Consider the following 12,705-nt stretch of genomic DNA (forward strand, 5'->3'; position numbering starts at 1 on the left):
GCTCATCTGATGGAGTCTGAGGAAGGCTCCAATGGCAGGGCGATGATGATCTCTCCCGCCTTGACGATCTGGTTGCGGAAAAACAACGTGGGCCGGATGGTCTCAAGCACCGTTTCACGGCTTACCGCTGCGGAGCGCTCCGCCGCCACCACCTTTTCTGGAAGGCCGTAGTCATAGGCTTCGGTCTCACGATCCCGCAGCGTCAAGCCAACCCTTTCCAGCGTGTCCAATATGGCAGTCACATGGCGCGCCAGCGGCCGGTGCTCCTCCTTCACTTCCTTGGTGGTACGGTCCGTCATGCGCCGCTGCAGGCGCCATGCATGGAGGGCGATGTCGCAGAGAGCTGTCAGGGGTACGTGTCCCTCGTTTTGTGGCGCAGGATCTCTCGGTGCGACCGCTTCTGGCGATGAGATTGATGTCGGAATGGACTGGCTCATGGTGGGAAGAGAAGGGAATGATCAGTGTGCGGGTTGAATGTGGAACTCGCCGTCCTGCAGCGAAGTTATATGAAGGACAGCGGGCATTCCATTGGGGAGGAGTGAAGGAGAAAGCTTGTCCTGATAGAGAGGCTCGAACCGATTGTCCAAAATGCTCCAGTAGGTTCCCCAGGTGAGCGTCAACATATAAATATCATCCGGGAGCCTGATGTCGGCCTTCTCCCCGTTTCTGATAAACACCTTTAGAGATTGATCAGGCTTGAGCAGCAGAGTCAGAATTGCGCAAAAATGAATGCCGTTATCGTTCACGGGGGCCGAGATTTGCAATCTTGAACGATCGCTTCGCAAAGCCGGACTTCGCTGCAGCACGCCGGTGCTGGGCAAATCCATGAGCGCTTGCGTACCAAGGCGCTGTGGCAGGCCGTGTGCTTTCAGCTCCTCGGGCGTGAATTTTCCTGTGGCTATGGGTTTGGCAGAAATGGAATTGACCACCAGCGAAATGACGGCGGTTGTGGAGATGATCACCATCAAGATCCAGACACTCCGGGGGACGAGTCGCAGCCAGTGAAGGAAGAGAGTGCTCCATCTGGGGCGCTGTGCGGGGTACAGCATTTTCCTGCCATTCACCAGCTTTGGACGTGAGTACTCAAAGTTTATTTCCGGAGGCATTCTTTGCAGAAGAGCCTGGGCGATCTGGACATTGGAATTGATGATTCCGAGCAGCTCGGCGTCAGTCGTCAGCGCGCGGCAGGTCGCCATGATGGGGAGGTATTCTTCCGCATGCCTTCGTTTTTCCCGCTGAGCCAGCACCGCAGGGGAGGGATTTTTGGAGCAGTAGATCAAGTTGTAACCTGTCACCGCGATACTCAGAGCGCCCCGGGAGATTTTTTCGCGGTCAGGGCTTCCCATCTGGCCGGGCTGCACCAGTTCCACGACCTTGAGCAAGGGGGTGGCGGCGTCCAGCAGCAGGCGAGCGCTGGCGATGCCTTCGATCTCCGCCGTCTGAACCTGCCGCCTGGCATTTTGAAGGGCATGGTCCAGCCGCTCGCGCACGCGGGCCAGCGCATGGTCCGTCGCGCATTGAAAAGCTTCGCCGAAGCCTCCCAGGGAAGACTTCAAAAAGCTGATGAGCCATTGACACTCGATGCGGCGCTTCTTTTGCGCATAAGCCACCGCGAGCATGGCTTGGATCCGGTCAAACGCCCAGTGCAAGTCTCCACGCAGACGCCGCGCCAGGCCTGTGGTCACAGACGGGTCGTCCATTTGTATGATGCGCGCTTTGTAATGGTCCCACAAATCCTCATCCTCCGCGATCCGCCTCCAGCGTTTCATGGCCATCCGCCATTCAGCGTACATTTCGTTGAGTGCCTCTGGCGGCAGCGGCTTTGCCAAGTCGCGCAGCGACAAGTCCAGGGCCCGCATGTGGCTGAGCACCGCAAGATTATGCGTAGAAATGCAGCATTGGCCATCCGCCTCGCGCGCAGTCCAGATGGCCTTGGCGCCCTCCAGGTCCATCTGTCTCAGGCTCATCAAGGCCGGATCCCCCTCCGGCTGCTCCCAGCTGTCTGGCCACAGCCAGAAGAATTCATGCAGCGCGCGGGTTGGCAGATCCATCAAGTTTCTGAGAGCTGTTCGGAGCTCATCGGGCCCTGGGACATGAGTGCTGCCCAGCATCGCGGGCAGGCCTGCGGCGGCCTGTCCGCCCACCTGCTGCAGCAGTTTCAACCTTTCCCCGTAGCGCGTCACCTCGCGCATGGAGGCAGTGACCATCAATCCCGTGATGCGGAAGGCGTTGTGGGCATACAAGGCAGGTGTGCCGACCGTCATCAGGGGGGTGAGGTCGGGGTCTGCTGTGGTCATGTGCGCAGTTTATGCTAGGCAAATCGTTAAAGCGGGCAACCGCATATTTTTTATGGCTGGTGGATCCGGGTGAAAGTGGGGGATTTGTTGCAGTGATGCCTCAGCTTGCCTTCTTGCGGTACCATGAAGCCGCTGACTTTGCTGACCCTGCTGTTTGTTTCCGCCACGATCTCTTCACTGCATGCCGAGCCGACGAAGGTCCGTCTCTGGCCTGAGGGCGCACCGGGAGCGAAGGGGGATGAGGACAAGGACCAGCCTTTCATCAATGTGTGGGCGGCGGCGAAGGACAAGGCCAACGGGGCGGCGTTTGTGGTGTGCCCGGGTGGCGGTTACGGAGGGCTGGCGGCGGATCATGAGGGCGTGCAGGTAGCCAAGTGGTTCAATGGCCTGGGCGTGTCCGCCTTTGTGCTGCACTACCGTCTTGGCAGCCAGGGGTATCACTTTCCCACGCAGCTCATCGATGTGCAGCGTGCGATCCGCCATGTGCGGGCGAATGCGCAGCAGTATGGCATCGACCCGAACCGGATCGGCATCATCGGCTTTTCCGCAGGCGGGCATCTGACCTCGATGGCGGCGACGATGTTTGATGAAAAGCCCGCAGGCATGACGAATGACGCGATTGATCAGGTCAGCGCACGCCCGGATGTGGCCGCGCCGACGTATCCGGTGATCTCGATGATCGAGGACTACGGCCACAAGGGCTCGCGCAAGAACCTGCTGGGGCCGAATGACAACGACGAGCTGGCGAAGCACGTGAGCACCGAGACGCGAGTGACGGCCAATACGCCGCCCACCTTCATCTTCCAGACGGATGAGGACACGGTGGTGCCTGCCGAAAACGCCGTGGCTTTCTACCTGGCCTGCCGCAAAAACAAGGTGCCCGCCGAGCTGCACATCTACCGCCCCGGTCCGCATGGCGTGGGTCTCTTCCTGGGTGATCCGGTGCTGGGCACCTGGAGCATGCACCTGCGCGACTGGCTGCGGAACCAGGGCTTTCTCAAGCCGATGAAGCGTACGGCCATCAACGGCAAGGTTACGGTGAACGGCAAGCCGGTGAGCTGGGGCAGCGTGATCTTTGCCTCAGACGATCCCTCCGCCCCCGTGGCCTGCGCACGTGTGATGGGCGGCAAGTTCAAGCTGGAAGAAAAGACCGGGCCCATCGTGGGCAAGGTGAAGCTGACGGTGAGCTACAGCGCTGCGGATGTGCCGGGGCTGGAAACAGCGGATGGCACGGTGACGACAAAGGAGCAGAAGCCCGGCGCGGGAGACTGGAGCCTGGATGTGGTGGAAGGCGCGAAGGATGTGGAGCTGGCGGTGACGCGGTAATACCACGCACAGCTGAAAACAGGTCTCACTGGTGGGTGTCAGCATTCCATGAGGCCAGCCAGCGCTCTCGCACATCCGCGAACACGCTGCAGGTGGGGGGATCAAGATGATCCCCCTCCGTCAGCTCGTGCCTCCACCTTCAGACCCGTTTTTAACTGATCGTGGTATAAAAGAGAGCTCCCATGGCATCCGCCAAAAAAAGACGGGTGGGCTTGCGCCACACCCGTCTTGTGATTCCAGTTCAGTTTTAGAACTTCTTGATCAGCAGCGCGGCGTTGTGGCCGCCGAAGCCGAAGGAGTTGCTCAGGGCGGCGTCCACCTTGGCGGGGCGTGCGGTGTTTGGCACGATGTCTACGTCCACTTCGGGGTCGAGGTTTTCGACGTTGATCGTGGGCGGGATGACCTGGTCCTTGATGGCCATGACGGAGGCGATGAGCTCCACACCGCCGGCAGCGCCGAGGAGGTGACCGGTCATGGATTTGGTGCCGGAGACGAGCAGGCCCTTGGTGGCGTAGTCGCCAAAGGTGCGCTTGATGGCGCGCAGCTCGCAGAGGTCGCCCACCGGGGTGGAGGTGGCGTGGGCGTTGATGTACTGCACGTCGGTGGTGTTCAGCTTGGCGTGGCGCAGGGCCATCTCCATGCACTTGGCGGCGCCGAGGCCTTCCGGATGCGGGGAGGTGAGGTGGTAGGCGTCTGCCGTGGCGCCGTAACCGGCGAGTTCAGCGTAGATGGTGGCACCGCGCTTCTTGGCGTGTTCGAGTTCTTCAATGACGACCACGCCTGCGCCTTCGCCCATGACAAAGCCGTCGCGGTCCTTGTCCCAGGGGCGGGAGGCGCGTTCGGGCTCGTCATTGCGCAGGCTGAGAGCCTTCATGTTGGCAAAGCCTGAGAGGCCGCAGGGACGGATGGAGGCCTCGGCACCACCGGCGATCATCACGTCGGCGTCGCCAAATTTGATCATGCGCCAGGCTTCCCCGATGTTGTTGTTGGAGGTGGCGCAGGCGGTCACGATGACCATGTTGGGGCCCATGAAACCATATTCTGCCGCGATCATGCCGCTGGCGATGTTGGTGATCATCATGGGGATGAGGAAGGGGGAGACGCGGTTTGGACCCTTGTTGAGCAGGATCTCATACTGGGTCTCGATGGTGCTGAGGCCGCCGATGCCGCTGCCCACCATGACGCCGACGCGGTGGGGGTCCAGGCTGTCGGGGTTGAGACCGGCGTCCTTGGCGGCCATTTTGGAGGCGGCCATGGCAAACTGGAAGTAGCGGTCCGCACGACGGGCGTCCTTGTGGTTGTTGAAATGGACGGTGGGGTCAAAGTCCACCACTTCACCGGCGATCTTGCAGTCGTACTTCTCCGTGTCCATCGACTGGATGCGGCGGATCCCGCTCTTGCCTGCCACCAGGTTTTTCCAAAAGTCATCTTTGTTGTTGCCGTTGGGGGCGATGGCTCCCATGCCGGTGATGACGACGCGACGTTCGCTCATGTGTGTGAAGTAGGGGGTTGGGGTGAAGGGTCAGAGAACACGGTTTGCACGGGGGGGCAAGGGAAAACATGGCAGCGAAAGGCTTGAGACACGGGGGATTTGGGTGTCCTGCTGGCGGTGTGATCCGACTGCCCTCCGTTTTTGCTGCTGTTTTCGCGCTGACACTGCCTGCCCTGGCGGCGACTGAGCCCCCGCCGATTCCACCGGTGATGCAGGCATGGATGGCGGCGCAGAAGGACATTGGCAGCATCAAGGTCGCCTTCCAGCAGACGCGTACCACGCCTGCGCTGAAGGAGCCGGTCACCGCCAGCGGGCGGTTCTGGCGCATGGCCGACGGCCGGTTTCGCCTGGAGCTAGGGCAGCCTGCGGCGACGATCCTGGTTTTTGACAAAGAAACGGTGCGGCTCAAAGAGAGCGCGGAGACGCCCTGGCAGACGCTGAAGCCGGATGACAGCCGGGTGCGGATGTGGATGAAATTTCTCAGCGGCCGGGAGATGGACGCCGGTTCGCTGACGAACAACTTCACGCTCAGGATCACCCAGCAGGAGAAGAGCTTCGTCACTGTGGCGATGATTCCACGGCCGCTGCTGATCAAAAAGTATCTCAGGCAGCTCGACATGCAAATCGAGCCCGGGGGCAGGAGGCTGCTGGGTTTCCGTGTGGTGCAGGGGGATGGCTCCACCCTGCTGCTCAATTTTGGCCCGCCTGAGAAGGTTGCCGGGGATCTCACGCCGCTGTTTCAGCCGCAGTGAGAGGCATCCTGCGAATGGTTGGCGTGCCATTCCCAGTAGTCACCGTAATCAGGCCAGTGAATGTTTGTGCGAGGAACCCAGATCCGATGCCCGATGACATCCTCTTTGGACAGAAGTTCACTCATGAACGTCAGGTCTAATAATCCCGGTTCAACAGGTAGTCCGCCAGCTGGCGAAGGCGTGTGGAAGAGTCGCCAAACACATCCAAGGCGCGGTTGGCTGCCTCGGTGAGGCGATGGGCCTCGGTGCGGGAGGCCTCCAGGCCCATGAGCGCGGGGTAGGTGCTCTTCTCTGACTCGACGTCCTTGCCGGCGCTTTTGCCGAGTTTTTCGCTGGTCTGGGTCACGTCGAGGATGTCGTCGATGATTTGGAAGGCCAGGCCGGTGGCCATGCCGAAATCGTGCAGCGCCTGCATCTGGTCGGGGCTGGCATTGGCGCTCATGGCTCCGAGCCTGACACTGGTGGTCAGCAGGGCAGCGGTCTTGCCTTCGTGGATGAAGCGGAGGTCCTCCAGCGGGAGCTTTTTGCCCTCGCCCTCGAGATCCGCCACCTGGCCGCCCACGAGGTGGAGGCTTCCTGCCGTGCGTGCGAGTTCCAGCACCATGACGGCAGCGGGGTGGAGAGAGGCGATGGGGGTTTTGGTCACCAGTTCAAAAGCCAGGGCCTGCAGGGCATCCCCTGCGAGGAGGGCCATGGCCTCGCCATAGACTTTATGGCAGGTGGGAACGCCGCGGCGCATGTCGTCATCATCCATGCAGGGCAGATCATCGTGGATGAGGGAGTAGGTGTGGAGGCATTCGACGGCGCAGGCATTGTAGATGGCGTCATCGATGGAGCCGCCGCAGGCCTCCGCCGCGGCCAGGCAGAGAATGGGCCGCAGCCGTTTGCCGCCGGCGAACATGCTGTGGCGCATGGCCTTGTGGAGCGTCATGGGCCGTGTGGCAGCGTCCGGGATGAGGCGGTTGAGTGCGGCATCCACAAGCTGGCAGCGCTGGGCGAGGTATTCTTTGAGATCGGACATGGGCACTGTGAAGCCGTAAGTCTGCCTCAATTCAAGCGGGGATTGCCGGGGTGAGAAAGCTGGTGGGAGGCGCAGTGGCAGAAATCCTGCTAGGGTGATTAAACCAGATTCAACATTTGGGCTGGTGCGTATGACTAAAGTCATGTGGCGCGGGGAATGTTCGCGAATAATAAAAATCTGTGAAAGATAAGGATCTGAATGGTTTCAAAAGTGGTGTCTCAATCTTTCGAACAACAGACTAACAAAGGGGGGAGTTCAAATCAGGGGAGGCCGGAGGTTTCCGCCAGTTGGATGGTCCTGGTCGCAAGCATGATCCTGGCATGGATCAGCCTGATGCCGATTGGCTGGATCGGTTACCTGATGTTTGAGCGGGCGATGCGCTCCGAGATGGTGATGCTGATCATCTGCGGGCTGGCGGCGTTTGGCTGGAATCTTTTTCATTTGCGCTGGCTGCTGTGTGACCTCTATCACCCTGACAAGCCAGGGATGGAGGAGGGGAAATGCGGCCTGCAGGCGGCCCGGGTGTTTGGTGTGCAATTTCTGCTGGCCATTGCCTGCACGCATGCGTCTGGGGAGATCAACCCCATCGGCATGCAGCAGTGGTTCTGGATGCCGACAGCGGGCTTTGCCGGAGTGCTGCTGACGCGGCGTCTGCACATGGTGGTGGTGCTGTGCCTCATGCTGGCGGTCTCTTCGGCGCGTGAATACGTCGTCCAAGGGGTGTACCCGGCGCTGTACTGGGCATGCGGCCAGCTGACCACGAGTGTGTTCATCATGGGCTGCTGCTTTGTGATGACGCAGGCGTCGAGGCAGCGGAAGAACACGGCGCGCGTGGCGGCGGAGCTGCGCTCCGCCAATGCCCAGCTGGAGCTGCGGGCGGACCAGGCGGCGGTGGTGGCGGTGGAGCAGGAGCGCAACCGTCTGGCCCGGGAGATTCATGATGCGGTAGGGCACAGCCTGACGGTGGTGGTGGTGCAGCTCGAAGCAGCTCAGGCCCTGCTCCATGAGTCGCCTGCGCGTGCGCTGGATTCGATTCAGAAGGCGCAGCGTTCGAGCCGGGAGGGGCTGGCGGAAATCCGCCGGTCGGTGTCCTCGCTGCGAGCCACACCGCAGGATGAGCGCACCCTGGCGGAGTCACTCACCTCCCTGATCACCGGAGCAGAGAGGCCGGGGCTGAAGCTGGTGCTGCAGCAGTCTGGGAAATCGCGCCCGCTGCCCTCCCTGGTGGAGATCTCCCTGTACCGCTGTGCGCAGGAGGGCATCACGAATGCGTGCAGGCATGCGGGTGCGTCAGAGATCACGGTGCATCTTGATTTCACCTCGGACACGAGTGTGGCGCTCAGTGTGGCTGACAACGGGCGGGGCTTCAGCGCCATGCCCGAAAACGGCCATGGGCTGAAAGGCCTGCGTGAGCGCGCGGTGCTGCTAAATGGGAGCTTTTTCGCAGGAAGTGAGCAGCGCGGCGGCGGCTTTTGCCGCATGGTGGTCCCGGGATAAACGCATGAACTCACCGATCAAGATCCTGCTCGTCGATGACCAGGCCCCGTTTCGCGAGGCGGTGCAGGCCGTGCTTGGGCTCGACAGCAGGGTGGAGATCGTGGCGGAGGCTGCCAATGGAGAGGAAGCCCTGCACCGGAGCGCTGAGCACCGGCCGCAGGTGGTGCTGATGGACCTGCGCATGCCGGTGATGTGCGGGGCGGAGGCCACGCGGCGCATCCGTGCGGTGCATCCGGAGATCCGGGTGCTGGTGCTGACAGTCTTTGACCAGGAGGAGGATGTGTTTGAGGCGCTGCGCGCGGGCGCCTCAGGCTATATGCTGAAGGATACCCCGGTGCCGCAGATGGTGGATGCGATCCGGGCCGTCGCAGCCGGACAGACGTACCTGCAGCCTGCGATCGCCACGCATGTGGTGGCCGAGTTCAACCGGCTTTCACAGACCGGTCTGCTGAGCGTGGAGGAGCGCCACCGCGCCAGCCAGCTTTCCCGGCGTGAGAGGGACATCCTGCGCCACCTGGTGAGAGGGATGAGCAACAAGGAGATCGCCACGGCGCTGAACCTTGCGGAGGGCACGGTGAAAAACCACATGACCTGCGTGCTCGACAAACTGCAGGTGCCGGACCGCACGAGCGCCGCGCTGATGGCGCGGAATCTCGGGCTGGGGTGAAGCCTAGCGCGCCAGCAGCTCCTCGCCGCGATAGATCACGCGCTCGACCATGCCTTGCAGCGTTTTGTCGAGGAAGGGGGTGTTGAGGCTCTTGGACTTCATGAAGTCGCGGCTGAAGGTGGTGGTGCGGGCGGGATTGAAGACGATGAACTCGGCGGTGCCGCCCTCCTGGATGGGCACGGGCGCCAGCTTCATGAGGCGGCGGGGCCCGGCGCTGTAGTGCCGCACGATGAGCTGCCAGCCGAGGAGGCCCTTGGAGATGAAGCGGTCGTAGAGGGAGACGAGGGCGGTTTCCAGGCCGGTGATGCCGAAGGGCGCACTGGCAAAGTCCTGGTTTTTTTCAAACGGGGTGTGCGGGGCGTGGTCGGTGGCGATGACGTCAAACCAGCCGTCCCTGAGGCCCTGAAGGAGCGCGGCATTGTCCTCAGGCGTGCGCAGGGGGGGATTCATCTTGTAGTGCGTGTCGTAGTCGCCGATGTGCTCATGGTTGAACATGAGATGATGAGGCGTGACCTCGCAGGTGACGCGGATGCCGCGGTCCTTGGCACGCCTGATGGTGCGCATGCCTTCGACGGTGGTGACGTGCTGAATGTTGAGATGCACGCCGGTGTATTCGGCGAGGCGGATGTCGCGTGAGATGCAGATCTCCTCGCTGATGTTGGGGATGCCGGGGAGACCGAGTGCGTAGCTGATGCTGCCCTCATGCATGCAGCCCTTGCCGGTGAGCGCCTTGAGCTCGCAGTGACTGGACAGCGGCAGGTCATAGTCGCGGGCGTACTCCATGGCACGGCGGAGCACCTGGGGATTGTCCACCGCGTAGCCGTCATCCGTGAGCATGACGCAGCCAGCGGCCTTCATGCCGGCGATACCTGCAAGCTCTTCGCCTTTGCGGCCTTTGGTGATGGCGCCTGCGGTGTGAATGCCGGGGCCGATGCGGGTGCGGCGGGCGCTTTCCAGCACGCTGCGGACGACACCTGCGCTGTCGATGGCGGGTGTGGTGTTGGGCATCATGACGAAGCCTGTGACTCCGCCATTGATCGCGGCCTCCGAGCAGGAGGCGATGTTTTCCTTGTCCTCCTGGCCGGGCTCACGGGCATGGACATGGGTGTCAAAGAGGCCTGGCAGCAGAATGCGGCCGGTGCAGTCGATGACCTCCGCATTTTCAACACCGCCGATGCCTGCCGCCACGCCGATGATTCTGCCGCCTTCGACGAGCACGTCGGCCGTCTGGAGCTGCGGGCTGTCTTCGCTGGCGATCTGGGCGTTGCGGTAGAGGCGTTTCATGAAGCGATGATGTCAGGCATTTTTTCAGCCTGTGCAAGCCTGTGAAATGAGATCCTCTGACGCAGGGGCGGTTTCAGGGCGCAGCGCAGGTGCCGCTACTGGCGCACATAGAGGAGCACGCGGTCGTGCGTGAGCAGGCAGAGGTCGAGCCGGCCGTCGCCGTTGAGATCGAGCGCAGCGTAGTCATGGGGCTCGTTTTCTAGGCCGGTTTTGCCACGGAAGTGCGGGTCGGTTTCGAACACGCGGAAGTACATGGCGCTGTCCCATTTTTGCGCGGATGCGGGCTGGAAGATTTCGACGACGCGGCTCTTGGAGGTGTCGAGCAGGGCGATGTCATCAAAGTCACCGCCTGAGAACGAGGCGGTGAGGAGGTCTGAGGGGGAGGTGTCCTTGAGCTCGCTGTCAAAGCTGGCCACAGTCTCGAGCTTGAGGGTGGAGCCGTCCAGCGGTGCGAGCTGGAAGCTGGTCTTGCCGAGCAGCAGCAGGCGGGTGTTTTTCTCTGCAGCCATGAGGGCGCAGAGCTCGGGCGTCATGGCGGGCAGGGCATGGGTGTGGTCGGGGCGATAGACGCGGTCAGCGCCGGCGGTGAGTTCGTGCAGCCGGCTGTGTGTGGCGTCGATCAGCAGCACGGAGGTCTTGCCATTTTTGCGGGAAACGAGCGCGCTGTGCAGCTCTGCGGCGGCATCGGGTGCATTGAACTGCTCCACGATGCTGGCCCTGCCCTCGGCATCGACTTTGAAAGCCCGGGCCAGCTGCTGGTGGGCGATGATGATCTCCGGCTTGCCATCGCCGTCCAGGTCTCCGGTGGTGAGTGCGGCGGGGGCGAGCTTGCTCACAAAGGCGTCGGGGATGCCTTCGACGCGTTTGAAGGGCGCTTTGCTGTCTGCGGTGCTGAGGAGAATCTGCAGCGGGCCGAGATTGGAAAAAAGGGCGAGGTCGCCGCGGCCATCCTGATTGGCATCGACGACACGGATGCCACTGATGCGGCCGGTTTTGATGGTGAGCTCCTGAGTGGTGGCGGTGAACCCTTTGGCCGCCGCGGTCTTGCGGAGGGTGACGAGCTGAGGCTTGGATTTGATCTCGGTGACGCAGAGGACGGCGGAGTCGGTGGTCAGGGTGAGCAGGGTTTCGCCCTCTTTGGCCTGATAGATGATCTCGGGGTAGAGCAGGCGGTTGTCCTGCCAGCGGGCAAGGCCGACGGACTGCTCCGCGGGGCTGAGCAGCACGAGCTCGGCTTTTTTGTCACCATCCACATCGGCAATGGCCAGCGACTCGACGCCACTGAGGATGGGAAACTCACGCCCTTCCCTGAAGGTGCCGCCGCTGCCGCCCTGGAAGAGCCAGGCGCGTGCGGCCTTGGGCTCTGACATGATGACGTCCGGCAGGCCGTCTCCGGTGAGGTCGCCAAAGGCGACAGCCCCGTTTTTTGCCTCTGTGGGAGGCATGGCGTAGCGGATGGTGGCGGCGCGCTCGGCATCGGGTTCGGCGGCTCCCTGGGTAAGTCTGGCGACTTCGACCATGTTGGTTTCGTCCTGGATCCAGGCGACGCCTGTGCTGTTTGCACCGAGGCGGATGGAATGCAGCCAGTGCCTGGCGGCGGGGATTTCGAGCCGCCACTCTTCGCCAAAGGTTGCGCCCTCGTTCTGAAGGCGCACGAGCAGGGCATCGCCATCCGGGGAGGTGTAAAAAAGATCGGGGCGTCCGTCGTTGTTGAGGTCGGTGCTGCTGAGTCCGGCGCAGCCGCCCTCTCCCAGGGCGTAGTTTTGCGGCTCCGCCCAGCCTCCGGGCTTGTCCTGGAGAAGTACCATCAGGCGGGTGCTGGTGAGCAGGGCGATGTCATCGCGGCCGTCGCCATTCAAATCGCGTGCGACGAGCACTTCGGTGTCGTCGGCGGTGGAGTCGAGAGTGAACTCGCGCTTGGCCGCCCAGACACCTTTTTCATCCTGCATGCGGAGGACGAGCTTGTCCTCGTCGGTGATGAAGGCGATGTCCGCCTTCTTGTCGGCATTCCAGTCGCCCACGGCGAGCGCGAGGGCGGCACGCCCGATGACGAGCGGCTGCTTGTCGAAACGGGAGACTTCGAGGACCGGGTTCCAGCGGTCTGCGCGGGCGGATTTTTCCGGGGTGCCGGTCTGAACGCCGTCCTTGCGCTGGAGGAGGAACTCGATGCGTGCGCGCGAGGCGTTGATGATGGCGAGGTCTGTCAGGCCATCGCCATTAAAGTCAGCGGCACGCGGGCTGGCGGTGTTCCAGTCGAGCTTCACGATCTCCGGCCCGTCGAAATACAGTGCCGGCTTTTCGGCAAGGACACTGGTCGCCAGCAGCAAGGGCAGGAGAGCAAGGCGCATGGTGAGTGGTGGGAGTGGGGA

General features: G+C 62.3%; 10 protein-coding genes. 4 read left to right on the top strand and 6 right to left on the bottom strand.

The window, feature by feature from the left end; genetic code table 11:
* Positions 1 to 2 precede the first annotated feature (2 nt).
* Both ACZ5WW_RS18435 and ACZ5WW_RS18440 read right to left on the bottom strand, forming a co-directional pair.
* Positions 3 to 437, bottom strand: coding sequence for a hypothetical protein (locus ACZ5WW_RS18435; protein WP_464694177.1), 435 nt, complete (start codon positions 435 to 437; stop codon positions 3 to 5).
* A gap of 21 nt (positions 438 to 458) precedes the next feature.
* On the bottom strand, positions 459 to 1,952 hold the full coding sequence (locus tag ACZ5WW_RS18440; RefSeq protein ID WP_377168667.1) for a hypothetical protein: 1,494 nt from the start codon (positions 1,950 to 1,952) through the stop codon (positions 459 to 461).
* Positions 1,953 to 2,420: 468 nt separating this feature from the next.
* Here ACZ5WW_RS18440 and ACZ5WW_RS18445 point away from each other — a divergent pair, with 468 nt between their 5' ends.
* The gene (locus ACZ5WW_RS18445; protein WP_377168669.1) at positions 2,421 to 3,623 is read left to right on the top strand and encodes an alpha/beta hydrolase; all 1,203 of its coding nucleotides are present in this window, start codon (positions 2,421 to 2,423) and stop codon (positions 3,621 to 3,623) included.
* Between the two features lie 247 nt (positions 3,624 to 3,870).
* On the opposite strand, the gene fabF is transcribed toward ACZ5WW_RS18445, so the two are convergent.
* Positions 3,871 to 5,115 carry a beta-ketoacyl-ACP synthase II gene (fabF, locus tag ACZ5WW_RS18450; protein ID WP_377168671.1) on the bottom strand — a complete coding sequence of 415 codons (1,245 nt, stop codon included), beginning with the start codon at positions 5,113 to 5,115 and terminating at the stop codon, positions 3,871 to 3,873.
* A 119-nt stretch (positions 5,116 to 5,234) separates the two neighbouring features.
* On the opposite strand from fabF, the gene ACZ5WW_RS18455 reads away from it, so the two are divergent.
* On the top strand, positions 5,235 to 5,867 hold the full coding sequence (locus ACZ5WW_RS18455) for a LolA family protein (RefSeq protein WP_377168673.1): 633 nt from the start codon (positions 5,235 to 5,237) through the stop codon (positions 5,865 to 5,867).
* Positions 5,868 to 6,003: 136 nt separating this feature from the next.
* On the opposite strand, the gene ACZ5WW_RS18460 is transcribed toward ACZ5WW_RS18455, so the two are convergent.
* Positions 6,004 to 6,888, bottom strand: coding sequence for a polyprenyl synthetase family protein (locus ACZ5WW_RS18460; protein ID WP_377168675.1), 885 nt, complete (start codon positions 6,886 to 6,888; stop codon positions 6,004 to 6,006).
* A gap of 291 nt (positions 6,889 to 7,179) precedes the next feature.
* Between ACZ5WW_RS18460 and ACZ5WW_RS18465 the strand changes: the two genes are divergently transcribed.
* The gene (locus ACZ5WW_RS18465; protein ID WP_377168677.1) at positions 7,180 to 8,385 is read left to right on the top strand and encodes a sensor histidine kinase; all 1,206 of its coding nucleotides are present in this window, start codon (positions 7,180 to 7,182) and stop codon (positions 8,383 to 8,385) included.
* Between the two features lie 4 nt (positions 8,386 to 8,389).
* A complete protein-coding gene (locus ACZ5WW_RS18470) occupies positions 8,390 to 9,052 on the top strand; it encodes a response regulator (protein WP_377168679.1) in 663 nt (220 codons plus the stop codon).
* A gap of 3 nt (positions 9,053 to 9,055) precedes the next feature.
* On the opposite strand, the gene ACZ5WW_RS18475 is transcribed toward ACZ5WW_RS18470, so the two are convergent.
* Together ACZ5WW_RS18475 and ACZ5WW_RS18480 are read right to left on the bottom strand one after the other, a co-directional pair.
* Complete coding sequence (locus ACZ5WW_RS18475) at positions 9,056 to 10,336, bottom strand: dihydroorotase (protein WP_377168681.1); 1,281 nt, start codon at positions 10,334 to 10,336, stop codon at positions 9,056 to 9,058.
* A gap of 95 nt (positions 10,337 to 10,431) precedes the next feature.
* Positions 10,432 to 12,684, bottom strand: coding sequence for an FG-GAP repeat domain-containing protein (locus tag ACZ5WW_RS18480; RefSeq protein WP_377168683.1), 2,253 nt, complete (start codon positions 12,682 to 12,684; stop codon positions 10,432 to 10,434).
* Positions 12,685 to 12,705: the final 21 nt, after the last annotated feature.

The organism is Prosthecobacter fluviatilis, assembly GCF_055388355.1.